This is a genomic window from Streptomyces sp. NPDC058576 (assembly GCF_042718715.1).
GTDB lineage: Bacteria > Actinomycetota > Actinomycetes > Streptomycetales > Streptomycetaceae > Streptomyces.
On the sequence record NZ_JBHXPF010000033.1, the window covers coordinates 61,024 to 85,459 of the forward strand.

Annotated in this window: 18 protein-coding genes; 9 read left to right on the forward strand and 9 right to left on the reverse strand. The window is 72.3% G+C overall.

The window, feature by feature from the left end; translation table 11 throughout:
- The first annotated feature begins 715 nt into the window (after positions 1–715).
- From ACFWRV_RS22610 to ACFWRV_RS22630, 5 genes are all read left to right on the forward strand, one after another.
- A complete protein-coding gene (locus ACFWRV_RS22610; RefSeq protein WP_384337280.1) occupies positions 716–2,680 on the forward strand; it encodes a hypothetical protein in 1,965 nt (654 codons plus the stop codon).
- 66 nt (positions 2,681–2,746) lie between these two features.
- Positions 2,747–4,057, forward strand: a complete 1,311-nt coding sequence (locus tag ACFWRV_RS22615; protein WP_384337282.1) for an endo-1,4-beta-xylanase — start codon at positions 2,747–2,749, stop codon at positions 4,055–4,057.
- Positions 4,058–4,169: 112 nt separating this feature from the next.
- Positions 4,170–6,233, forward strand: coding sequence for a beta-galactosidase (locus ACFWRV_RS22620; RefSeq protein WP_384337284.1), 2,064 nt, complete (start codon positions 4,170–4,172; stop codon positions 6,231–6,233).
- 55 nt (positions 6,234–6,288) lie between these two features.
- A complete protein-coding gene (locus tag ACFWRV_RS22625) occupies positions 6,289–7,302 on the forward strand; it encodes a hydroxyacid dehydrogenase (RefSeq protein WP_384337286.1) in 1,014 nt (337 codons plus the stop codon).
- A 69-nt stretch (positions 7,303–7,371) separates the two neighbouring features.
- Positions 7,372–9,387, forward strand: coding sequence for a hypothetical protein (locus tag ACFWRV_RS22630; protein WP_384337288.1), 2,016 nt, complete (start codon positions 7,372–7,374; stop codon positions 9,385–9,387).
- A 24-nt stretch (positions 9,388–9,411) separates the two neighbouring features.
- Here ACFWRV_RS22630 and ACFWRV_RS22635 read toward each other — a convergent pair whose 3' ends face one another.
- The 4 genes from ACFWRV_RS22635 to ACFWRV_RS22650 are packed head-to-tail and all read right to left on the reverse strand — an operon-like array spanning position 9,412 to position 13,416.
- Positions 9,412–10,287 (reverse strand): fumarylacetoacetate hydrolase family protein, encoded by an 876-nt coding sequence (locus ACFWRV_RS22635; protein ID WP_384337290.1) that lies wholly within the window; start codon positions 10,285–10,287, stop codon positions 9,412–9,414.
- Positions 10,284–11,168: an SMP-30/gluconolactonase/LRE family protein gene (locus ACFWRV_RS22640; protein ID WP_384337292.1), complete on the reverse strand. Its 885-nt coding sequence runs from the start codon at positions 11,166–11,168 to the stop codon at positions 10,284–10,286. Before ACFWRV_RS22640 ends, ACFWRV_RS22635 begins: the two co-directional genes overlap by 4 nt.
- Positions 11,168–12,178 (reverse strand): zinc-binding dehydrogenase, encoded by a 1,011-nt coding sequence (locus ACFWRV_RS22645; protein ID WP_384337294.1) that lies wholly within the window; start codon positions 12,176–12,178, stop codon positions 11,168–11,170. Before ACFWRV_RS22645 ends, ACFWRV_RS22640 begins: the two co-directional genes overlap by 1 nt.
- Before the next feature lie 44 nt (positions 12,179–12,222).
- Positions 12,223–13,416, reverse strand: coding sequence for a mandelate racemase/muconate lactonizing enzyme family protein (locus tag ACFWRV_RS22650; RefSeq protein WP_384337296.1), 1,194 nt, complete (start codon positions 13,414–13,416; stop codon positions 12,223–12,225).
- 238 nt (positions 13,417–13,654) lie between these two features.
- Between ACFWRV_RS22650 and ACFWRV_RS22655 the strand changes: the two genes are divergently transcribed.
- Both ACFWRV_RS22655 and ACFWRV_RS22660 read left to right on the forward strand, forming a co-directional pair.
- Complete coding sequence (locus tag ACFWRV_RS22655; RefSeq protein WP_384337298.1) at positions 13,655–14,410, forward strand: SDR family NAD(P)-dependent oxidoreductase; 756 nt, start codon at positions 13,655–13,657, stop codon at positions 14,408–14,410.
- Between the two features lie 46 nt (positions 14,411–14,456).
- Positions 14,457–15,233 (forward strand): FadR/GntR family transcriptional regulator, encoded by a 777-nt coding sequence (locus ACFWRV_RS22660; protein ID WP_384337300.1) that lies wholly within the window; start codon positions 14,457–14,459, stop codon positions 15,231–15,233.
- Positions 15,234–15,266: 33 nt separating this feature from the next.
- On the opposite strand, the gene ACFWRV_RS22665 is transcribed toward ACFWRV_RS22660, so the two are convergent.
- The 5 genes from ACFWRV_RS22665 to ACFWRV_RS22685 all read right to left on the reverse strand — a co-directional run bounded on the left by ACFWRV_RS22665 (position 15,267) and on the right by ACFWRV_RS22685 (position 20,308).
- A complete protein-coding gene (locus ACFWRV_RS22665) occupies positions 15,267–16,097 on the reverse strand; it encodes an oxidoreductase (RefSeq protein WP_384337302.1) in 831 nt (276 codons plus the stop codon).
- The gene (locus ACFWRV_RS22670; RefSeq protein WP_384337304.1) at positions 16,094–16,675 is read right to left on the reverse strand and encodes a TetR/AcrR family transcriptional regulator; all 582 of its coding nucleotides are present in this window, start codon (positions 16,673–16,675) and stop codon (positions 16,094–16,096) included. Before ACFWRV_RS22670 ends, ACFWRV_RS22665 begins: the two co-directional genes overlap by 4 nt.
- A gap of 344 nt (positions 16,676–17,019) precedes the next feature.
- Positions 17,020–18,003, reverse strand: a complete 984-nt coding sequence (locus ACFWRV_RS22675) for a carbohydrate ABC transporter permease (RefSeq protein WP_384337306.1) — start codon at positions 18,001–18,003, stop codon at positions 17,020–17,022.
- Positions 18,000–19,004 (reverse strand): ABC transporter permease, encoded by a 1,005-nt coding sequence (locus tag ACFWRV_RS22680; protein ID WP_384337308.1) that lies wholly within the window; start codon positions 19,002–19,004, stop codon positions 18,000–18,002. The genes ACFWRV_RS22675 and ACFWRV_RS22680 overlap by 4 nt, the downstream gene beginning before the upstream one ends.
- Before the next feature lie 221 nt (positions 19,005–19,225).
- A complete protein-coding gene (locus ACFWRV_RS22685) occupies positions 19,226–20,308 on the reverse strand; it encodes a LacI family DNA-binding transcriptional regulator (RefSeq protein ID WP_384337310.1) in 1,083 nt (360 codons plus the stop codon).
- A gap of 422 nt (positions 20,309–20,730) precedes the next feature.
- Between ACFWRV_RS22685 and ACFWRV_RS22690 the strand changes: the two genes are divergently transcribed.
- Complete coding sequence (locus ACFWRV_RS22690; RefSeq protein WP_384337312.1) at positions 20,731–22,401, forward strand: extracellular solute-binding protein; 1,671 nt, start codon at positions 20,731–20,733, stop codon at positions 22,399–22,401.
- Positions 22,402–22,472: 71 nt separating this feature from the next.
- On the forward strand, positions 22,473–24,389 hold the full coding sequence (locus ACFWRV_RS22695) for a hypothetical protein (RefSeq protein WP_384337314.1): 1,917 nt from the start codon (positions 22,473–22,475) through the stop codon (positions 24,387–24,389).
- The last annotated feature ends 47 nt before the right edge of the window (positions 24,390–24,436 follow it).

The following is a 24,436-nucleotide window of genomic DNA, read 5'->3' on the forward strand; positions in this document are numbered from 1 at the left end:
CGCATCGGCGTAGAGCGCGCCGACCCGGACGTCCCGATCCAACGAACGAGGTCACGCTCGTCGCCCCCCGGGGGTGTAAAGGGTTTACGTTTCGTACGGTACGGGCGTCAACTGGGCCGAAGAGCTGCGAAGTTGCCATCCCGTACGCAGACACGCTCCGCGGTGATTCCCTCCCTCCTCCGCCTTGCAGGGGCGCGCACCCCATCTCGCTCCCTGATCCCGGCCTGATCCAGACGAATGGCTTACGTTCCGCCGCGCCGCGAAGCTGCCGCCAACCGAAGGCAGCGCGCGGCCTCTTCGCGCGCTCGCAGCGGTGCCGGTCGTCGGAGCAGTTCACGCGAGCACTCCTTCGGGCGCACCTCCAGAGGCAGCCGATGCGCAATCGTTTGTGCATAGCCACGCGGAAGTCGAACGACATAACCCCTTTCGTATGGTTCGCGGTGTCACGTCGCCCTGGCGGCCGGGCGGTGCGACGCCCCCGCGGCCAGCAGATTCGCCGTCAGTAATCGCTGCCGCGACCCTTGACCCTCCGAATGTAAAGCTTTTACTCTCCTCAGGAGCCGCCGGTGAGCTGCCGCGTCGTCGGGCGGCGCCATCAGTGTGTCGAGCCGCGTCGCCGCCGTGGCGCGGCCGGCTCGCCCCAGAGGGGACGGTCGAGCGGGGAAGCAGTTCGGCCGCCACAGGACCCGTCGCGCACCGGAGAAGGAACTCGCCCGTGACTGACAGAACCGACCATCCCGCGCGGGCCGAGCAGCCCGGCGTCGCGCCCGACATCCCGGCGGACAGCACGATTCGGTGGGATCCCGACTCCGCGCGCCTTCCCCGGCGCAATCCGCGCGAGATCCGCGCCCTGCTGGCGGCGGCTCCCGCCCGGTGGCAAGCCTTTCCACCCGCCGAGGACCGCGCGGCATGGAAGGACGCCTCCCGGCACCTGACCGCCGCGGCGCGGGACGGCCTCCTGGAAGCCGGCCGCCGCGCGGCCGAGGCCCCGGTGCCGGCCCTGCCCGCCGCCCTGTGGCGCGCCTACGCCCGGACCGGCGAGCGCAAACCCTACGAGACCCCCTGGTACGGACGCCGCCGACTGCTCAGCGACCTCGTCGTCGCCTACGGGCTCGAACCGCGGCAGGACCTCGTGGACGCGATGACGGACCTCCTCTGGGCCGTCTGCGAGGAGACCACCTGGTGCTTCCCGGCGCACGACCCACGGGAACTGCCCGACGCGCGCACCCCGGTGGTCGACCTCTTCGCCGCCCTGACCGCCGTCGCGCTGGCCGAGACCCTCGCGGTGGCCGGCGGGGGCCTCCCCGCCCCGCTCGTGGAACGGGTGCGGCGGGAGGCCGAGCACCGGGTCATCGGACCGTACCTGGACAGCGACTCCTGGTCCTGGCTGTACAACGGCCCCGGCGCTCGGGTCACCAACTGGGCCGCGGTCTGCGCCTTCGGCGCGGTCGGCGCCGCCTGCTACCTGGTCGACGACGACGAACGGCTGGCGAAGCTCCTGCACAAGGCCGCCGTCTCCATGGGCGACTACCTGGAGAACTTCGACCCCGACGGCGGCACCAGCGAGGGCACCGGCTACTGGTCCTTCGGGTTCGGCTCCTTCTGCCAGCTCGCCGACCTGGTCGAGCGCCGGACCGGCGGCGCCTGGTCGTGGTTCGACGCCCCCGTCGCCCGCGCCACCGCCTCGTTCCCCCTCCGCTCCCGGCTGAGCGGCACCTCCTGGGTCACCTTCTCCGACGTCGACTTCCAGGTCTCCTTCGCCGGCTGGCTCCTGCACGACCTCGGCCGGCGCTACGGAGACCGGGAACTGCTCGCCCTGGCCGCCGGCCCGGTGAGCAACTGGGACTGGCATCGGGCCAACTCCGCCGTGACCACCGCGCTGCGGTCGGTCCTGAGCCCCGGGTACGGCCGTGACGACGCGGCGCTGCCCGCCCCCGCCCCCTCGGACTGGTTCCGGGGCCTCCAGTGGCTCGTCTCCCGCGCCGAGCCGGCGTCCCCGCAGACCCTCGCCGTCGCGGTCAAGGGCGGCAACAACGGTGAGATGCACAACCAGAACGATGTCGGATCGCTCATCGTGCGCTGCGGCGGCGAGGACCTCGTGGTGGACCCCGGCCGTGGCACCTACACCCGGGAGTACTTCAGCAACCAGCGCTACACCTTCCTTGTCAACCGCTCCCGCGGGCACTCCCTCCCGCTCCCGAACGGCGTGGAACAGCGCGAGGGCGGCGCGTTCCGCGCGAGCGTGCGGGACGTCCACCGCGACGGGAGCGGCGACCGGGTCCGCTACGACCTCACCCGCGCCTATCCGGACGAGGCGCACCTGGCCTCCCTGGAACGCGAGGTCGCCCTGGTACGAAGCGCGGCGCCCCACGTCCGGGTCACCGACACCTTCGCCTTCACTCGCGACGGCCTCGCCGAGTCCGTCTTCGTCACCTTCGCCGAGGTCGAGCTGCGGGAGGGATACGTCCTGCTCGTCGGAGAGCGCGCCCGCCTGCGCATCGACCTCCCGGACGACATGGAGCTCGACGTCTCTGTCGAGTCGCAGGAGGTGGTGCTCGCGCAGAGTCCGCTCGCCGTCCAGCGCCCGACCACGATCCGCCGGATCGCCGTCCGCGCCGCACACCCCGCACCGAAGCAGGAACTCAACTTCGTCCTCACGCCGGTCCTCACACCGGCTTGACCGGCGACGCGCCAAGCCCCCGCGACCCGCCGAGGCATTCCCACCCCGAGGTGAAAGGCCCCACCGATGACGCAGAGGTCCCCCCACCCCACCCGTACCCCCTCGACCCGCACCCGTGGACAGCGCGCCGCCCGCGCCGCCGCCCTCCTTGCCACTCTTTCCCTGCCCCTCGCCCTCCTCGCCCCGGCCGCGGGCGCCTCCGCCTCCCGGGCGGCCGCGCCGGCGGCGGACTCCGCGCCGGAGGGGCCGCGCTTGCGGGACGTCACCGACAAGCCCGTCGGCACCGCTGTCCGCGAGGAGGTGCTGCGCCGCACCGACGACATCGGAGCCCGCTACCGGCAGACCCTCGCCGAGGAGTTCTCCATGGTCGTCCCCGAGAGCGAGCTGAAGTTCAACCGGCTCCGACCGCGGGCCGGCGCCGAGCCCGCGCGCCCTGTCGCCGCCGACTACAACCTCACCCTGCCGCAGCCGATCCTGGACGCGGCGGCGGCGAACGGCCAGGAGGTGCGCGGCCACACGCTCGTCTGGTACCGCACCAACCCGGCCTGGATCCTGAACACCGCCTATACCGGCGACCAGCTCCTGGAGATCATGCGCGGCCACATCGCCTTCACCACCCGGCGCTACGCCGACCGCATCGACACCTGGGACGTCGTCAACGAGGCTCTGGACGCGGACGGGACACTGCGCGAGCCCTGCAACCCGGACGCGCCCGCCGCAGGCGCGGAGTGCGGCCGCTCCGGGGCCCTCAGCAAGGCCTCGGTCTGGCAGCGGATCGGCGGCAGCGAGGACTACACGCACATCATCGAGGCGTTCCGCGCCGCACGGAAGAACCTCCCCGCCTCCGCCAAGCTCTACTACAACGACTTCGGGATCGAACGCTCGGGGCCCAAGGCCGACGGCGCCCTCGACCTGGTCAAGAGGCTCCTCGCCGAGACGGGCGAGACCTCCGACGGGCAGACGAGGCCGCTGGTCGACGGCATCGGCTTCCAGGCGCACCTGGGCGTCGACTGGACCCCCGCGTACGTCGCCGACTTCCGCGCGAACATGAAGCGGTTCACCGACCTCGGCCTGGAGACCCAGATCACCGAACTCGACGTCGGCGTCGACCTCCCCGTCACCCCGGCGAAGCTGGAGGTCCAGAAGCGCGTCTTCCACGACATCGGCCGCATGTGCGCCGAGGAGGAGGCCTGCACGGCGATCCTCCTCTGGGGCTTCTCCGACCGGTTCCAGTGGATCGGCGAGGGCTGGCCCGGCCAGTACGGCGCGGCGACCGTCTTCGACGAGGAGTTCGCGGCCAAACCCGGCTACTTCGGCTTCCGCGACGGGCTGACGCTGCCGACGCCCCTGCTAACGGCCTCCACGGGCCGGCGGTGACCCGCCCCTGATCACCGGCGCGGCGGGAGAACACCTGACAGCCCCCGCCGCGCCGGCCCGACCCCTTCGACTCCACCGAACGCGAACCCGAATCCGTACTACGCGTACACCCGTGACACACCACCGGCCGCCCGGCACCGTGCGGCCCGAGGAGGACACCACCGTGGCCGACCCCCGCACCCCGCACCTGATGTTCGGCGGCGACTACAACCCCGAGCAGTGGGACGAGTCCGTCTGGGAGGAGGACGTCCGGCTGATGGGCGAGGCGGGCATCACCACCGTCAGCCTCGGCATCTTCGCCTGGGCGGCGATCGAGACCTCCCGGGGCGTGTACGAGTTCGGCCGGCTGGACCGGGTCATCGACCTGCTGCACGCCGGGGGAGTGGAGGTCTGCCTGGCCACCGCCACCGCCTCGCCGCCCAACTGGCTGGTCGAGGCCCACCCCGAGGTGCTGCCCGTCGACGCCGACGGCCGCCGGCTCGGCCCCGGATCCCGCCAGCACTACTGCCCCAGCTCCCCGGTATACCGCGAGCGCGCCGCCGAACTGACGCGGCGCATCGCCCGCCGCTACCGCGACCACCCCGCGGTCGTCATGTGGCACATCAACAACGAGTACGGCTGCCACGTGCAGCAGTGCTTCTGCGACGTCTCCGCCGCCGACTTCCGCCGCTGGGCGCGCATGCGCTACGCCGACGACCTCGACGCCCTCAACACGGCCTGGACGACGACGTTCTGGGGTCAGCGCTACACCGGCTGGGAGCAGATCCAGCCGCCGCGCATCGCCCCCACCACCCTCAACCCGGCCCTGCTGCTCGACTACCGGCGCTTCAGCTCCGACGCCCTCCTGGACTGCTTCCTCACGGAGTCCGACATCCTGCGCGCGGAGGCCCCGGACATTCCGCGCACCACCAACTTCGTCGGGCTCCTGGAATCCCTCGACCAGTGGAAGTGGGCCCCCCACCAGGACGTCGTCGCCCTCGACTCCTACCCCGACCCCACCGACCCCGACGCCGCCGCCCGGCAGGCCCTCACCTTCGACCTGTCGCGGTCCCTGGGAGCCGGCCGCCCCTGGCTCCTCCTGGAGCAGGCGCCGTCGGCGGTCAACTGGCGGGACGTCAACGTGCCGAAGCCGCACGGCGCCATGCGGCTGTGGAGCCACCAAGCCGTGGCCCGCGGCGCGGACGGCGTGATGTTCTTCCAGTTCCGGCAGTCCCTCGGTGGCGCGGAGAAATGGCACTCGGCGCTGCTGCCGCACGGGGGCACCGACTCGCGTATCTGGCGCGAGACCACCCGCCTCGGCGCGGAACTGCGCGAGCTCCGGCAGGTGGCCGGCACCACGTCGACCGCCGACACCGCCATCGTCCTCGACTGGAACAACTGGTGGGCCCTCGGCCTCGACGCCCGCCCCTCCTCCCGCCTCGACCTCCCCGACCTGCTCCTGGAGCACTACCTGCCGCTGTGGGAGGCGAACATCGCGGTCGACTTCGTGGGGCCCGGCGCCGACCTCTCCCGCTACCGGCTGGTCATCGTCCCGCACCTCTACCTCGTCGACGACCAGGACGCCCAGAACCTCCACCGGTTCGCCGAGAACGGCGGCCACGTCCTCATGTCGTACTTCAGCGGCATCGTCGACGGCCAGGACCGCACCAGGCCCGGCGGTTACCCCGGCGCGTTCCGCGACCTCCTCGGCCTCACGACCGAGGAGTTCTGGCCGCTGCCCGCCGGCCGGGAACAGACCCTCGCCCTCGCCGACGGCCGTACCGGCCGGGCCACCGTCTGGCACGAGGAGGTCGTGCCCGGGACCGCCAAGACCCTCGCCGCCTTCGCCGACGGGCCGCTCGCCGGATCACCGGCCGTCACCCGCAACACCTACGGCCTGGGGAGCGTCACGTACCTCGCCTGTACGCCGGACCGGACGACGTTCCGGGCCCTGGTGCACGAGGCGGCGGCCGCGGCCTCCGTAACGCCTCTCCTGCCGGACGTTCCCCCCGGCGTCGAGGTGACCCTGCGCTCCGGCGGCGACGGTGAGGCGCTGTTCCTGCTCAACCACAACGACCGTCCGGTGTCCGTGGCCGTGCCCGCGGGCGCGGCGGCCCTCGTCGGCCCGTCGGCGGACGACGACGGGGTCGTCAGCCTGCCGCCCCTCGGGGTCGCCGTCCTCGTCACGTCCCCCTGACCGGACCGGAAGTCCTCTTGACCCGAGCCGTCGCACCGCACATCCCAGGAGACACATGCACACGCATCGCCCGCAGGCGGCCATCGCCATGGAGCCGGCCTTCGCGGACCAGATCCTCACCCCTGCCGTGCGGGAGAGACTCGCCCGCAGCGTCCGGCTCCCGGACGGCGCCGTGCACGCCGATCCGCTCGCGGGCGCCGGCCGGGAGGTGCTGGGCGACGCGGAGATCCTCGTCACCGGCTGGGGCTGCCCGCCCGTCGACAGCGCCGTGCTCGACGCCGCCCCACGGCTGCGGTCCGTCGTCCACACGGCCGGCACCGTGCGGGGCCTGATCACCCCGGAGTGCTGGAGCCGCGGCATCAGCGTCGCCTCGGCGGCCGCGGCCAACGCGCTCCCGGTGGCCGAGTACACGCTGGCGATGATCCTGCTCACCAACAAGCACATCCTGGAGGGCGCCCGCGAACTCAGGCTCCGGCGTGGCCAGTTCGAGGATCCGGTCTACCGCCGGGTACCGGGCAACTACCGGCGCACCGTCGGCATCCTGTCCGCCTCGCTGATCGGACGCCGGGTCATCGAGCTGCTGGCCCCGCACGACCTCGACGTCCTGCTGTACGACCCGTACACGACGCCCCGGCAGGCCGAGGCGCTCGGCGCCCGCTCGGTGCCGCTGCCGGAGCTGTTCGCCGCCGGCGACGTCATCAGCGTCCACACCCCGCTGCTCCCGGAGACCGTCGGGCTGGTCGGCGAGGCCGAGCTGCGCGCCATGCGCGACGGGGCGACGCTCATCAACACCGCCCGCGGCCGGGTCGTCGACCACGACGCGCTCGCCCGGCACCTCGCCACCGGCCGGATCAGGGCCGTCCTCGACGTCACCGACCCCGAACCGCTGCCGGCCGACTCCCCGCTCTACGCGCTCGACAACGTGCTGGTCACCCCGCACATCGCCGGGTCGGCCGGCGGGGAACTGGCCCGCCTGGGCGACTTCGCCGCGCAGGAGATCGAACACTGGGCTACACACGGGAAGTTCGCCCACCCCCTCCAGGAGACAGCGCTCGCGATCACCGCCTGACGCCCCTGCACCACCCCCTTCGCTTTCCTCTTCCCCTTCCCCCTCTGCCCGTCGCCAGGAGGCCCCGCCATGCCCGCCCCCGCGCCCGAGCCGACGCCCGAGACCGCCGCGCCCGCCGGCACCTCCGCAACACTGAGCCGGCGCAGACTCGCTCAGTACACCGCCGCCGCCTTCGCGGCCTCCACCCTCACCGCCCGCGCGGCCGCCGCCGCCCCGCACCGGGGCGCCCCGGCCGCGAAACCCCCGCTCGCACCGCTCGCCCCGCTGCCTGCCGGAGTGCCGGCGCGGGCACAGGTGGCCCCCGAGGAGCAGCGGCTCGCCTCCTACCTGGCGACCCTGCCCGCACTGGCCAACGCCGTCGAGGACACCGATCCCGACGCGTACGGCTACATCACCGGCGGCTGGTGGCGGGACTGGCCCAACACCTTCAACGCCCGGGTCCAGGAGAACGTCCTCACCATGGCGTGGTTCCACCGCCACGACCGGAAGTGGAACCCCTACCACCGCGACCCGGCGCTCCTGGCCCGGCTGGACGCCGCCCTGCACCACTACCTCGACCTGCAGTTCGACGACGGCTCGTGGCCCGAGTACTACGCCCTGGAGCACTCCCGGGCCACCACCGGCTTCGCCCTCACCTTCCTCAGCGCCACGCTCGGACACCTGGAAGCCGCTCGGGCGCTGCCCGCCACCCGCCGTCGGCTGTCCCGGGCGATCGAGCGGGGCATCAGGTGGTTCCTCGACCCGGGCAACCCCGAGGTGTGGACCCGCAACCTGCCCTACACCAACCACATCGCCACCGGACTCCTCGGCGCCGCCCAGTACCTCAAGCTGCACCCCGACCGCGCCCTGCGCCGGCGGCTCGACGACCGCGTCGAGGCGTTCGCGCAGGCCGGACTGAGCCCGGCGGGCTACTTCTACGAGGAGACCGGCGCCGACGTCAACTACTCCCTGAACGTCATGTCGCCCGACCTCGCTGCCCTGTACGAACTCACCGGCAACCGCACCGTCAAGACGTTCCAGCAGACCCACCTCGACTGGCTCGGCCACAACCTGCTGCGCGAGCCCGACGGCGCCGGCTGGTTCTGCAACGTCGCCCCCAGCACCCGTACCTCCGCGCACTTCCTGGACGACGCGCCCCGCGAGGAGGAGCGGAGCAACCTCAACCGGCTCTGGGCCCGGCACCTGCCCGCGATGGCCGCCTACCTGCCCACCGACGAGGACAAGCGTGCCGAACGCGCCGCCTGGCGCGCCGCCACCGAGCCGGTCGCCCCGCTGGGCAAGGGCAAGGTCTCCCCGAGTCCGGTGCGCGACGCCGACTACGAGGACCGCCACCCCACCCCCGCCCAGAAGAAGGCGGCCATCGCCCAGGCCCCCTACCTGCGCGCCGACACCTACACCGAACACCGCTCCGACCCGCTCGGCCAGGACTACCTGTTCGTCCGGCGCCCCTCCTACTACGCCGGCTCACACTGGGGCTACCGGGCCACCGACCGGGTGCGCAACGGGCTGAGCTTCTGGTGGCACCCGCGGGCCGGAACGGTGATCCACTCCGTCAACAACGACGACAACGGCTGCTGGACCACCGCGGTGGAAGCCGGTCCCGTCGACCGCCTCGACGCCCGCTGCACCCTGCGCTTCGAGTACCTCCAGGGCACCCCGGCCGAAGGATTCCGCGTCCAGGACCCGTCCACCGTCCCGCCCACCGAGTCCCTGAGTGTGCGGTACACGGCGGTCGGCGACGTCATCCGCAAGGAGGCCGTGCACACCCCCACCCAGCTGGCGGTCCACGTCGAGGTGGCCGGCCCGTTCACGGAGCGCGTCCCGCTGGTGCTGCATCCCACCGACCGGCTGACCTTCGAGGGCAGCCGCGTCGAGCCGGTCCCCGGGCAGCCCGCCGAAACTCGTGCCACCGCTCTGCGCATCCGGCGCGGCGACACCACGGTCACCGTCTCCTGGGACCGCGAACTCCCGGTCCAATTCGTCCCGTTGGCCACCACGTACTTCCGCGACAAGAAGCGGCGCCAGCACGCGCTGGTCGTCGCCGCCGAAGGGACCCTCGACTACCGGATCGGGGCCGACGGCTGACCGGACGGACGTCGGGCCACCCGGTCAGGTGAGCGCGGGCCTGGACGCGATCGCGCGCTCCAGGCCGCGCACCACGGTGTGGGTCAGCGTCCCGACCTCACCGATCCCGATCTCCACGGTGTCGCCGTCCGCCAGCGAGAAGGGCAGGTCGGGGACGAGGCACGTCCCGGTGGAGAGGACCACCCCGTCGGGGAACACGTCGGCCCGGAACAGGTGCTCCACCAGGTCGTCCAGCCGCCGGTGCAGCCGGGAGGTACTCGCCTCGCCGGCCCAGACCACCGAGCCGCCGCGGTGGACCGCCATCCGGATCGGCAGCTCGTACGGGTCGGTCACCTCCCACGACGGGCGGATGGCCGGCCCCACCACGCAAGAGCCCAGATAGGCCTTGGCCTGCGGCAGGTAGAGCGGGTTCTCGCCCTCGATCGTGCGCGAACTGACGTCGTCGCACACGGTGTAGCCGACGGTCTCCCCGTGCGCGTTGAGGACCAGGGCCAGCTCCGGTTCGGGGACGTCGATCGCCGAGTCGGCGCGCACCGCGGCCGTCCCGCCGTCGCCGACCACCCGCCAGGCCGCGGACTTGAAGAACAGTTCGGGCCGCTCCGCCCCGTAGACCCGGTCGTAGACGTCGGCGGACGACTCGCTCTCGGTCATCCTGGCCAGCCACGAACTCTGGTAGGTGACGCCCGCGGCCCAGACCTCCATCCGGCCCTCGACGGGTGCCAGTTGTTCCGCGCCGGCCACCGGCGGCGCCCCGGCGGCCCGCTCGGTGAGCGCGCGCAGTTCGGCCAGGGGCAGCCGCAGCAGTTCGGCCAGCGGCAGCGGGAGCGGCCGGACGTGCCCGCCGGCCAGCACCCCCGCCCCGACGGCGCCGTCGATCGCGCAGCGGACGATGTGGGTCATGCGGTTCCTCCGGTGAAGGGCGTGGCGGGGCGGCCGGTGGCCCCCGGGTCGAGGGCGAACAGAGAACCGGCGAGCGGCTGGTCGGCGAGCTGGGCCGGATCGAGTCCGTAGGCGGCCGACGTCACGTACAGCACGTCGCCGGCCGGGCCGCCGAAGGCGCAACTCGTCACCTGGGTGACCGGCAGCCGCACCACCCGGTCCAGCGTGCCGGCGGGGGTGTAGCGGTGTACGGCTCCGCCGCCCCACAGCGCCACCCACAGGCAGCCGTCCTCGTCGACGGCCATCCCGTCGGGCATGCCCTGGGCGGCCGGGACCGCGACGACGGGACGGCGGTCGCGAATCGCGCCGGTCGCGTCGTCGTAGGCGTAGGCGTCGACCCGCTGGGTGCGGCTGTCGATGTGGTACATGGTGGTCCCGTCGGGGCTCCAGCCGAGCCCGTTGGACAGGTGCACCCCGCTCAGTACCTGGGTCACCCCCGCCCTGTCGTACCGGTACAGGGCGGCCGCGCCGCGCTCGTCGCCGTACGGCATCGTCCCTGCCCAGAGCCGGCCCGACGGGTCGCACTTGGCGTCGTTCATGCGGTTGCCGGGACGGTCGGCCTCCACCGCGGCCAGGGGATGCGGGGAGCCGTCGGCGGCGAGGCGGGCCACGCCGTCGCGGACGGCGAGCACCAGGGTGCCGTCCGCGGCCGGGAGCGCCGCGCCGACGTGCACCCCGACGTCCGTGGTGCGGTCGTCGCCGGTGGCCGGATCGAAGACGTGCACCGCGCAGCCGGTGACGTCGACCCAGAGGAGCCGCTGGGCGGCGGCGTCCCAGGCGGGGCCCTCCCCGACGTCCGCGCGGACGCGCAGGACGGGTTCGGCCGTGCGTGTGCTGACCATCAGTGCTCCTTGTCGTCGTCGTGCGGCCGGATCGCCGTCTTGACGATCTCGGGGTCGGGTGCGGCGAGCAGGCCCGGCACCTCGTCCAGGGACGCCACCCGCAGCGGGAGGAGCGCCGGGTCGACGACGCCGGCGGCCAGCAGCCGCACCGCGGTGGTGACGTCCTCGTCCCACAGGTGCGCGGCGGTGCCGACCAGGTGCTTCTCGTTCAGCACCACGTCGGCCAGCGGCAGTTCGGCGTCCCGGGCGCCGAACCCCACCAGGACGACGGTGCCGCCGGGCCGACAGCGGCGCACCGCCTCCCGCAGCAGGCCCGGGGCGCCCGCGCACTCGAACACCACGTCGGCGCCCCGGCCCCCGGTGAGGGAGCCGAGGACGCCGCCCAGTTCGCCGGGCTCCGCCGACACCGCGCCGGCCCGGGCGGCCCGTTCGCGTCGGGCGGCGAGCACGTCGGAGGCGACCACGCGCATCCCGGCGGCGACCGCCACCTGCGTCAGCAGCAGACCGACCGCGCCGGTCCCCAGCACCAGCCCGGTCGCTCCCGTGACGTCGCCGGCCTTCCGCAGCGCCCGGACCGCGACGGCCGTCGGCTCGGCGAGCACGGCGGCCTCGACCGGCAGCCCTTTTGGCACCGGTACACAGGTGCGGGCGTCGGCGAGGACGTACGCGGCGAGCCCGCCGTCCAGGTGCAGGCCCCGTACGGCCTGGCGTGCGCAGATCCCCTCCTGGTGGCGGCCGCACCACCAGCAGGCCCCGCAGCCGAGCACCACGTCGGGGATCACCCGGGTACCGACGGGCAGCCGCTCGGCACCGGCGCCCGGGCCGTGCGCCGCGACGACCCCGACGATCTCGTGGCCGAGGGTGACGGGGGCCTTCGTGCCGGTCAGCGGGTGCGGCTCGACCGCCACCGCGACGGGTCCGTCCCGGTACTCCTCGGCGTCCGTGCCGCAGATCCCGCACAGCTCCACCCGCACCAGCACCTCGCCGGGGCCGGGCACCGGCTCGGGCACGTCCTCCACCCGCACGTCACGGCGGGCGTGCCAGCGCGCCGCCCTCACAACCGCGACACCCGCCGCTCGGCGCCCTCGCCCGCCGCCAGGCTCTCCCGCAGGCGTACCCCGTGGCCCGGCTCGCGCGAGGGCCGCACCCGGCCGCCGTCGATCACAGGCAGACCGGTGACCAGGGCGTCGTACCAGGTGCGCAGGAACGCGCGGACGGTCTCCTGGATCAGGCCGTTGGGCTGCGCGCACACGAAGTGCACGCACGCGGCCAGCGTGGCCGGACCGGTGCAGTCGTGCGGGGCGACCGGCACCCCGTAGGCGTCCGCCATCGAGGCGATCTTGCGGGCCTCGGTGATGCCGCCGGTCCACTGGATGTCGACGGTCAGGACGTCGACCGCCCCCGCGTCGAGCAGCGGCTTGAACCCCCGGCGGCCCACACAGGTCTCCCCGGTGGCGATCGGCGCGCCCGCGACCCGGGCCAGCGCGCCGTACGCGCTGGCCGCGTCCGGGCGCAGCGGGTCCTCGACCCAGTACGGGCTGTACGGGGCGACCGCGGCGATGATCTTCTCGGCGGCCGGCCGGTTCCACAGCCCGTGCAGCTCGACCATCAGCTTCATGTCGAGGCCGACCTCCTCGCGGACGGCGGCCAGCACCGCGACGCCCCGGTCGAGTTCGGCCGGGGAGATGTCGTTGCCGCCGGTCCGCTCGGCGGCGGTGTCGAAGGGCCAGACCTTCATGCCCGTCACGCCTTCGTCGAAGAGCTCGCGGGCGAGCCGGGCGGGCTCGTCCAGGAACGCCCGCAGGTCCTCGTAGCGGTCGCCCGCCGCGATCCCCCAGTTGTCCGACTCCTGCCGGATGGAGGTGGACACGTAGCCCGGACCGGCGCAGGTGTTGTAGACGTCCACCTCGTCGCGGACGGCGCCGCCGAGCAGGTCGACCAGCGGCAGTCCCGCCCGTTGGCCCAGCAGGTCCCACAGCGCGAGGTCGACGGCCCCGTTGCCGCGGGTCTCGGCCCCGGCGCCCTGGAAGCCGACGTAGCTGGTGAGCAGGCGCGCGAACCGCTCGGGCGTCGGGTCGGCGGCGCCCAGGAGCACGGGGGCGACGCTTTCGTGCACATAGGTCTCGACGGTGCGGGCGCCGAAGAACGCCTCACCCAGGCCGGTGTGGCCGGATTCGGTGTGCAGGCGGACGAACAGCAGGTTGGGCTGGACGTGCGGGCGGATCGTCTCAAGAGCGGTGATCTTCATCCAGGTCTCCCGGGTGGTGCCGGACGGACGGAACCGAGGTCGGGGTTCAACGGTCAGACCGGTATGACCAGTTGAGCCGGACCGAGACTGCTACGCGCACCGGACCGCGTCAACCCCACCGGCGCGCTCATCCCCGAACTCGCCGCGAAAAAACAGCAGTTGACGCGGAGCGGGGTGGCCGGGGAGCGGGTAGGGTCTGCGGTCTTACCGGTAACACCACCTGGGAGGGCGACGTCATATGCTCGAACTGGAAGGCCGCACGGCCCTGGTGACGGGAGGCGCCGGCGACATCGGCGCGGCGATGGCGGCGGAACTCACCCGGCGCGGCGCCCGGGTCACCCTGCTCGACGTCAAGTCCCCCGACGATGCCGGACCGTGGCTCGCCACCGCCTCCGCGCACGGACCCGTCGACTACGTGCGGGCCGACGTCGCCGACCGGGCGGACCTCGACACGGCACTGGAGTCGGCCGGCCCGTTCGAGCTCGTGCTGGCCAACGCCGGGATCGTGGAGTCCGCCCCGTTCCTCGACATCACCGCCGAGCAGTGGGACCGGCAGCTCGGGGTCAACCTCACCGGCTGCTTCCACACCGCCCAGGCCTGCGCCCGCCTCATGGTGGCCCACGGGATCGCCGGCCGCATCGTGCTCACCGGGTCCTGGGTGGGCACGGTGCCGTGGCCCGAGATAGCCGCCTACAGCGTGACCAAGGCGGGCGTGGGCATGCTCGCCCGTTCGATGGCCAAGGAACTCGCGGGCCACGGCATCCTGGTCAACGCCCTGGCACCGGGGATCGTGGCCGCCGGACTCGCCAAGTGGCAGTGGGAGAACGAGCCCGCGTATGCTGCCCGCGCCGCCGGGGCCATTCCGCTGGGACGACCCCAGACGGTGGAGCAGGTGGCCCGGACGGCCGCGTTCCTCTGCTCACCGGACGCCGACTACATCACCGGCGCCACGCTGCTGGCGGACGGCGGCTGCTCGCTGTTCCACCAGGAATGACGACCCGCCGCCCACCGGCGCACCGATCGCACTCCGTGGAGGAAACGTGTCGCCGACGGCGAGCAGCGAGGACGGCCTCGCCCGCGCCGGACGGGCCCCGACGAAGCGGATCCTGGCCGAACGCCTGGAGATGGAACTCCTGTCCGGAAACCTGCCGGCCGGCACCAAGCTCGAATCGGAGCGGGCGCTCGCCCAGCGCTTCGGGGTGAGCCGCCCCATGGTCCGGGAGGTGCTGCACGGCCTGGAACAGCGCGGCCTCATCGAAGTCGCCCCCGGGCGCGGCGCGTTCGTCCGTGATGTCCGCGTCACCGACGTGGTCCGCCCCGTGGACGCGCTCTACCGGCAGCGCAGGCCGACCCCTCGCGACGTCATCCACGCCCGGCTGATGCTGGAGCGCGAGACCGCGGCGCTCGCCGCCCGGCACGCGACCGAGGAGGACCTGCTGGCCCTCGATGTGAGCCTGACCCGGTTCGACGCGGCACGCGACGTCGTCTCCCGCGCGCGGGCCGACATCGACTTCCACGCGACGATCGCCCGGGCCGCGCACAGCCAGGTCATCGAGATCATGTTCAGCTCGATCGCCGGCCTCACCTTCGAGCTGATGCTCCGCAGTCTCGGTGACCCCTCCGTGGTCCGTGAGGGCGTGCCCTACCACCGCGAGATCCTTTGCGCGATACGTGCCCGCGACCCCGAAGCCGCCGCCGCCGCGATGACCGGCCACCTGGACGTGGCCCTGCGCACCTACGGCGACGACCTCGACAAGAGCCTCGATCTTGTGGCCCAGCGCAGCATCGAGCAGCTCATGGGCCTCTCCGGCGACTGAGCCGTCCCGGGCCCAGCTCGTTCGCGCACGTGATCAGGCCGCCCGGAACTGCGCCTTGAGATAGAGGTCGAAGGCGCGGGCGCCGAGCAGCCGCCGGGAGTGGACGAGCGCCTTGGCGGCGGGCGTGACGACGTACCGCGCCCTCGGCCGCGCGGTCGTCACGGCCTTCTCGATCACCTTCGCCACCGCCTCGGGCGGGGCGCTGAGCGCCTTCGACCGGTAGGACTTCGCCATCTGCTCGTCGGCGGCGGCATTGAGCCGGGCGTAGGGCCCCGACGGCGCGGCGGAGCCGGTGAGCGTGTGGGCCGCGGTGTCGCCGAACGCGGTCCGGATCAGACCCGGTTCCACCAGGCTCACCTTGATCCCGAACGGCGCCGCCTCGAAGCGCAGGGCGTCGCTGAGCGCCTCCACCGCGTACTTGCTGGCGTGGTAGTAGCCGCCGGCCGGGAAGACCAGACGCCCGCCCATGGAGCCCACGTTGACGATGCGGCCGCCACCGGCGGCCCGCATCGCGGGCATCGCCAGCTGTGCCATCCTGCTGAGACCGAAGACGTTCGTCTCGAACTGGTGCCGGACCGCGTTCAGGTCGGTCTCCTCGACAGTGCCGTACTGGCCGTAGCCCGCGTTGTTGACCAGCGCGCCGACAGAGCCGTGCGCGGCCTCGATCTCGGCCACCGCGGCCCGCATCGACTCCTCGTCGGTGACGTCCAGCGGCAGGACTCGGGCGCCGGAGCGGGTGAGGTCGGCGATGGTCTCCACCTTGCGGGCGGTCGCGTAAACGGTGAGGTCCGGTCGACGGGCCAGCCGCTCGGCGGTGATCCTGCCGATCCCGGAGGACGTGCCGGTGATCAGAACTGCGGTCATGGTGACTCCTGGTCGAGGGGAGCGGCGGCGCCGGCCACAAGCAGCGCCACGCCGTGCCGTAGTCGCCGTACGGGGACGAGCGGGTCGGACAGGTCGGCCTCCAGGCCGCGGGTGAGGGCGAGGAGGAGGTGCGCCAGCTCCGCGTCGTCCGCCGGGTCGGTGGACGACGGGCGGGAGGCGCGGACGGCCGAGGCCAGCAGGTCGGTCATCGCCGCCATGTACCGGGCGTCGAGGTCCGCGATCAGGCGGGCCTGCTCGCCGAAGAGCTCCGCGGCGTGCGGGCTGTCCCGCGCGATGCGGAGTACCAGCTCCAGCTTGGCCATGAGGATCGCGGTGAGGCGCTCGGAGAGGCTCCCGGCCGCGCCGGCGGCATCACGTGACGCGGCCAGCGCCTCGTCGAAGAGCCGCTCGGCGACCCTGCGGTAGGCGTCGTCCTTGTTGCGGACGTACTGGTAGACCGCGCCGCGCGACAGTCCCGCCTCGCGGGCGATGTCCTCCATGGTGGTGCGCCGCACGCCGTGCCGGGCGAAGCACCGGTAGGCCGCGTCGAGGATATGGGCCGTCCGCTCCGTAGACATGCTGACAATAATTGCACGAAACGTCAGACTGTTCAATCCGTCGCGACGGACACGGCGCGGTGCCACCGGCGTGGTGCCGCCGCCGCGGTGCCGCGGTCGACATGCGGGGGCTCGTGATCCGGCCGCGCGAGAGCGCCAACCACGTCCGGACAGCCGAATCGGGGGTGACGAGCGACCGCACGCGCTTGAAGCGCGCGACCGTCGGCCCGGGCCGCGGGAAGGGCGTGGGGAGGGGGGCCGGCGGAGCCGCCATTCCGTCCGCGTCCGAGCTCGCACGGCGCAGTGGCCCGTCGTTCGCTCGCGCCGATCGCATGGCGGCCCCGCCTGCGGGCCGGGGGAAGTGGTCAGCCCTTGACGGCCCCGGTCAGCACGCCCTTGGTGAAGTGCCTCTGCAGGAAGGGGTAGACGCACAGGATCGGCACGAGCGCGATGACCAGCACGGCCATCTGCACGGACTGCTGCGGCGGCAGAGCTTCGGCCCCCGAGCCGTCCAGGCCGGCGAGCGGCGAGCCCTGGAGCACGTAGGTGCGCAGCACGAGCTGGAGGGGCCACTTCGAGGAGTCGGAGAGGTAGAGCAGCCCGCTGAAGAAGTTGTTCCAGTACCCGACCGCGTAGAACAGGCCGACCACCGCGATCACCGCCTTCGACAGCGGCAGCACGATCACGCCCAGGATGCGCCACTCGCCCGCCCCGTCGATGCGCGCGCTGTCCATGAGCTCCTGCGGGATGCTCTGGAAGAAGCCCCGCACGATCACCACGTTGAACGCGCTGATCGCCGTCGGCAGGATCAGGGCCGCGTAGCTGTCCAGCATGCCGAGCTGCTTGACGACGAGGTAGCTCGGGATGATGCCGGGGGTGAAGAGGAAGGTCAGCAGCACGATGAGCAGCAGCGGCCGCTGCAGTGTGCTGCCTTTGCGGCTCAGCCCGTACGCCGCGAGGACCGTCGCCGTCAGGCTGATCGCCGTGCCCAGCAGGGTGACGCCGGCGCTGACCAGGACCGCTCGGGAGACGACGCCACCTGAGAGGACGGCGCGGTAGGCGTCGAGCGTCGGGTCTTCCGGCCAGAGCACGAAGCCGCCGTTGCGGGTGAGTTCGGCCTGGCCCGCGAGGCTCGTGGCGATGACGACCACGAAGGGGAAGACGACCAGGACGACGACGGCCGTGAGGACGCTGCCTTTGAGCGCGCTGCCGGCCGGGGTCGGCTTCTCCATCCATACCGGGCGGGTCGAGGGACGCCGACGGAACCGATCGAGCACGGTCGACGGGGTGGACCGTTCGACGGGCGGGGGCGCGGAGCCACCGGGAGGACGGGTCGTGGTGGTGCTCATTTGGAGTAGACCCCCTGTTCGCCGAGCGCGTGCGCGACCCGGTTGGCCGCCACCACGAGAGCGAGGCCGACCAGCCCCTTGAGCAGGCCCGCCGCGGCGGCGACGCTCCAGTCGCCGTTCGCGACGCCGTTGAAGTAGACGTAGGTGTCGAGGACTTCGCCGGCCTCCGGGCCGACCGCGTCGCGTTGCAGCAGGATCTGCTCGAAGCCCACCGTCAGGGACTCACCGAGCCGCAGGATGAGCAGCAGCACGATGATGGAGCGGATGCCGGGCAGCGTGACGTGCCACAGCCGGCGCCAGCGCCCCGCGCCGTCGACGACCGAGGACTCGTAGAGCTGGTCGTCGATCAGGCTCAGCGAGGCGAGGAAGATGATGGTGCCCCAGCCTGCGTCCTTCCAGATCGCCTGCGTCGTGACGAGCAGGCTGAAGACGTCGGGGTTGGTCATGACGTCGACGACGCCCCAACCCCGTTCGCGCAGCATCTGGTTGAGCGCCCCGGAGCCGCCGAGGAGCTGTTGGAACAGCGCGACGATGATGACCCAGGAGATGAAGTGCGGCAGGTACACCACGCTCTGCACGACCCGCTTGATCCACTGGCTGGCGATGCTGTTCAGCAGCAGGGCCAACGCGATGGGGACCGGGAAGAACAGCAGCAGCTGGAGGGCCGTGATCTCCAGCGTGTTCCACAGCGCCTGCCAGAAGGCGGGATCGTCGAACATGGCGCGGAAGGCGTCGAATCCGACGAACGGGCTGTCAGCCACGCCGACGTACGGCAGGTAGTCCTGGAAGGCCACGATGTTGCCGAGCAACGGCAGGTAGTGGAAGACCAGGAACAGCGATATGCCGGGTATCACCATGAAGAGCAGGGAGCGGTCGCGACGCAGCCGGGCGAGCCGGTTCGCGGGAAGGCCCGACCGTTTCGCGCCGCGCCGCCCCGGCTTCTCGTCGTCCGGCGGAGCCTTTGGCCTGGGTGGATCGGTGGTACGGGCGGTGAGCGCCATCGTCGTCGTCTCCCTTGAGGCACGTCCCGGCTCGGAGCGGCATTCACGGCGGAGAACACGCCGGTCACGCTCCTGCGGCTGGAAGGACAGTAAAAGCTTTACACAAGGGGGTCAAGGGGATGGACGTGCTTCGTTCCACCGGGCGACGGCCGCGACGACGTCGGGTCGGCGCCGACGGGGGCGCCCTCCCGACCGCGAGCGGAAGTGCTCTCTTCGCCCGGTCACACCTCCGCGGCCGGCCTCCCGCCGCGCCGCCGCACGGAGTCTCGCCGGACGATGTGCGTCCCGAGCACCACGTGCGAGTTCACCGGCGTGTGCTCGTCGCGGTCCACCACCATCCGCACGGCCATCCTGCCCAGTTCCTCGTGGGGCAGGTGGACGGTCGTCAGCTTCGGATACAGGTCGGTGGCCAGCGGAATGTCGTCGAAGCCGACCAGCGAGACGTCCTCGGGCACCCTGATGCCGGCCTCCCGGAGCACGTCCAGAGCGCCTGCGGCCATCAGGTCGTTCCCCGCGAACACGGCCGTGAAGTCGAGCTGGTCGTGCAACGCCTGTTTCATGAGAGCCGCGCCTGCCGAGCGGGTGAAGCCGCGCCACAGCACCAGGTCCTCGTCGTAGGGATAGCCGTGGTCGTGCAGCGCGCGACGGTAGCCCTCCAGACGGTTCACCGGGGTGTGGTGGTTCGGCTCCCCGGTCAGGTGCAGGATGCGGCGGTGCCCGGCCGCCAGGAGGTGGCTGGTGATCGCGTGCGAACCGGCGGTGTTGTCGTACTCCACGACCGACACCGGCGCGTCCTTGCCCAGCGGCGGACGACCGCACAGCACCAGGTGGGAGCCCGAGGCGTCGAGCGCCCGGGCGAAGTCGGTCATCCGCTCCCGGTACGTCGGCGACTTGACCACACCGCCGACCAGGATCACCGCCTCGACGCCCTGCTCACGCATCATCGCCCCGATGACCAACTCCTTCTCCAGGTCGCCGTTGGTCGACCCGATCAGGCAGATCCGGCCTTCCTCGGCCGCCTGCTGCTCCACGCCGTGCGCCACGTGGGCGAAGAACGGGACCGTCACGTCCGGCACCAGGATGGCCACCGTGCGCGGCCCCTGCGAGAGCAGCGCCCGGGCGTGCGCGTTGGCGACGTAGCGCAGCTCCTTCGCCGCCCGCGTCACCTTGGCGTGCGCGGGGGCGGTGGTGGGCACCTTGCCGGACAGGACGCGCGAGACCGTGGCGATGGAGACCCCGGCGAGGGCTGCCACGTCCTTGATGGTCGCGCGCCGGTTCAGAGGACCTGCCGAAGTACTGGTCATGCCGGCGCATTCACTCCCGGGTCGGTCACTGGATCACGTTTACATCAGTTTCCAGGCACCGTGAACCCGCTGTCAACGCGGAGCGGCCGGACCGCGGGTGCCCCGGCTGCGGCTCCCCGGAGGGCGTCGCGCCCCGGCCGTGGGACGGACGACGCCTTTCCGGCCCGCTCCAACGCGTTCGGAGCCGGAGACCTGCCGGTTTCGGGCCGCGGGCTCCGTTCACCGCGCCGCATGCTGCCGCATTCCGGCCGGTACGCCCACACCGATGTCGTGGCGACGAAGCGTGCGCGATCCCTTGACCCCCTGATGTAAGCCTTTTACTGTCCCTTCCAGCCGCAGGAGCCTGATCGGCGCGTGTCGACGCGTCTGCCCTGTCCTCCCCTCACAGCCACCTCTTCCGTGCTGCTCGAAGGAGATCTGTCATGAATCCGTCCTCGAGGCCGAACCAGGGTCTCCAGCGCCGCACCTTCCTGCGCGGTGCCGCACTGACCGCCTCCGCCGTCGCGCTGGGCAGCCCCGTCCTGACCGCGTGCGGCGGGGGCGGCTCCGCCGAGGGCGCGGCCGGGGAGAGCGTGCCGCTGCCGGACTACGTCCCGGCGCTGCGCGTCAAACCCGACCTGGTCGGCAACGCCGACGGCCTGGAGGACGCCTTCCTCACTCCGATCACCGAGTACTACAAGTCCGTCAAGGACAAGCCCGGCTCCGGTGGTTCCACCTCGCTCTTCCTGGCCAGCTACAACCCGCCGCCGCCCGCGCTGAGCAAGAACGCCTGGTGGCAGGAGGCCAACAAGCGCTCCGGTACGGACCTGAAGATCGAGATCGTTCCGGGTTCGGACTTTCCCGCCAAGTTCGGCAGCGTGATGGCCGGCAACGACATACCCGACCTGGTGCAGATCCCGCTGTTCATGAACCTGCCGCGGCTGCCGAGGCTGCTGAGCAGCCGGTTCGCGGACCTGTCCGACCAGCTCTCCGGCGAGAACGTCCGCGACTACCCCAACCTCGCCGGCATCCCGACCTTCGCCTGGCGCAACGCCCGCGTGAAGGGCCGCATCTACGGCGTCCCGCTGGCCCGCCCGGTGTTCGGCGGAACGCTCCAGTACCGCGAGGACATCCTCGCCGAGCTCGGTGTCGACTCCGCGCCCACCAGCGCCGCCGAGTTCGAGGCGCTGTGCAAGGAGATCACCGACCCGCGCAAGCAGCGCTGGGCGCTGGGCTCCGCCTCCGTCAACACGTTCAGCCTCGACTTCTTCCTCCAGATGTTCGGCGTTCCTCGGATGTGGGGCCAGGGCAGGGACGGCGAACTCGTCCGCGACTACGAGACGGACGCCTACGCCGAGGCCGTCAACTACGTCCGCAAGCTGGTGGCCAAGGGCTACTTCCACCCCGACACCACCTCCACCAACGACAGCCAGCTCAAGGAGCTGTTCGTCAGCGGCGAGACGGTCATGCACGCGACGAGCCTGAGCGCCTGGAAGGCGTACTACGACGTCTACCAGGACTCCAACCCGAAGCTCAAGGTCAGCGCCATGGTCCCGTTCGGGCACGACGGCGGCAAGGGCGTCCAGTACCTCGACAACGGCGCCTTCTCGATCATGGCGATCAAGAAGGGCGAGACGAAGCGGACCGAGGAACTGCTGCGCATCCTCAACTACTTCGCCGCGCCGTACGGAAGCGAGGAGGCGCTGCTCAGAAGCCAGGGCATCGAGGGCGTCCACTTCGAGCGCGACAACAAGGGCGCGCCCGTCCAGACCAAGCGCGGGCAGGCCGAGTACGCGACCAACCTCGTCTACATCTGCACCGGGGCCCCCGTCATCGCCGGCGAGGAGCGGCCGGAATGGGGCAAGGCGCAGTACGAGTGGGAGCAGAAGGTGACCCCGCTGGGACTGGCCAACCCGGCCACCGGCATGTACTCCGAGACCGCCGGCGAGAAGGACGCCCAGCTCACGCAAACGATGAAGGACACGCTCACCGGCGTCATCTCCGGGCGCGACCCGGTCTCGAAGTTCACCACCCAGGTCAAGGCCTGGCGCACCGGCGGCGGCGACCGGATCCGCGAGGAACTCCAGGCCGCGATCGCCGCCGACAAGACGTGACGGACCGCCCGCACCCCATGCACCCCGAACCAGAGCGACAGAACCGACCCACCGCGCCACTGGAGCCGACCTTGGAGCCTTACTCGATCGTCCCCGGCAACCATCCGCCCCCCGACGCCGTCGCCGCGCACGAGCCGGCGGCGGCCCGGCTCCCCAGGGCGAACCCGCACGAGGTGGCGCACATCCTCCGCGGCGTGGGCGAGGACTGGGCGCGGCTGCGCCCGGTCACCGACACCGAGGCGTGGAAGGCCGTCGCCGCCCGGCTCGCCCCCGACACCCTCGACCGGCTCGTGGCGACCGGCCGGGCCGCAGCCCGCCGGCCCGTCACCCCGCTGACCGCCTCCCAGTGGCGGACCTACACCCGCACCGGCGACCGCACGGCGTACGAGAAGCCCTGGTACGAGCGCCGCACCGCGCTGGCCGACCTGCTGGTGGCCTACACCCTCGCACCGGACGGCGACGTCCTCGACGCGCTCGTCGACATGCTGTGGGCGACCTGCGAGGAGACCTCCTGGTCGTTCCCGGCCTGCTACGCCGTCGAGCACCCGCTCGAACTGCCCGACCCCGAGAAGCCCATCGTCTGCCTCTTCTCCGCCCTGACCGGCGTCGGGCTCGCGGAGAGCCTCCACATCCTGCGGCCCGTGCTGCCCGCCGAACTCGTAGCGAGGATCGAGCGCGAGGTCACCTCGCGCGTCATCGACCCCTACCTCGAGGACGACCACTGGGGGTGGCTGTACAACCGGCCCGACATGAACGTGAACAACTGGACCGCCGTGTGCGGCTTCGGCGCGGTCGGCGCGGCCTGCTACCTGGTGCGCGACGAGAAGCGGCTGGCGACCATCCTGTGCAAGGCGGCAAGGTCGATGGAGGAGTACCTCCAGACCTTCGACCCCGACGGGGCGACCAGCGAGGGGCCGTCCTACTGGAGCTTCGGCTTCGGTTCGTTCTGCCAGCTCGCCGACCTCGTCGAACGCCGCACGGGCGGCACGTGGGACTGGTTCGGTGCGCCGATCGTCGAGCGGGTGGCCCGCTTCCCGCTCGACTCCCGGATCACGGTCGACAGCTGGCCGACGTTCTCCGACTGCGACGCGGGTGCCCGGTTCCCGGGCCCGCTCCTGGTGCTGCTCAGCGAGCGGTTCGCCGTCCCCGGCCTGATGGACCTGGCCGGGACCCCGTCCGCCAGCTGGACCTGGAAGAACGCGAACGGCCCGGTGACGCAGGCGCTGCGCTCGCTTGCAGCGGGCACGACGGCACCACCGCGGCCGATGCCGCTGCCCGAGCCGTCCACCTGGTTCCGGGGCGTCGCGAGCCTCACCGCCCGCGTCAACGCCGCAGACCCGGAAACGCTGGCGGTGGCCGTCAAGGGTGGCCACAACCGGGAGCTGCACAACCAGAACGACATCGGGTCGCTGATCGTCCGGGTCGGCGGCGAGGACCTGGTGGTCGACCCGGGCCGGGGCCTCTACACCCGCGACTACTTCAACGAGCACCGCTACGAGTTCTTCGTCAACCGCTCGTTCGGGCACTCCGTACCCCGGCCGGCCGGTCTGGAGCAGGCCGAGGGGCTCGACCACAGGGCCGCCGTCCTCGCTCTCGACCGCTCCAAGCACTGCGACCAGGTGGCCTACGACCTCACCGGCGCCTACCCGTCCGACGGTGGCGAACTCCGCCTGCTGAAGCGGACGGTGGCTCTGCACCGCGGCGATCTGCCGCGTGTCGAGCTGACCGACGCGTTCGCCTTCGCCGCCCCCGCGACCGCCGAGAGCGCGTTCGTCACGTTCGGCGAGGTGACGGTGGAAGCCGCGCGGGTGGTGATCCGCGGTGAGCGCGCCGCACTCGCGATCAGCCTGCCGGCCGGCACCACGGCGGACGTCCACACCGAGGACGTACAGCTGGCTTTCGCGGTCCGCCGCACGTCCCGGATCGCCGTCCGTCCGGTGAAGCCGGCCGAGAGCACCGTCCTGTCGTTCGTGCTGACGCCCCTGTGACACCGGGCCCCGCGCCCCCCCGCCCCCCCCCCGGGGGGGGGGGGGCC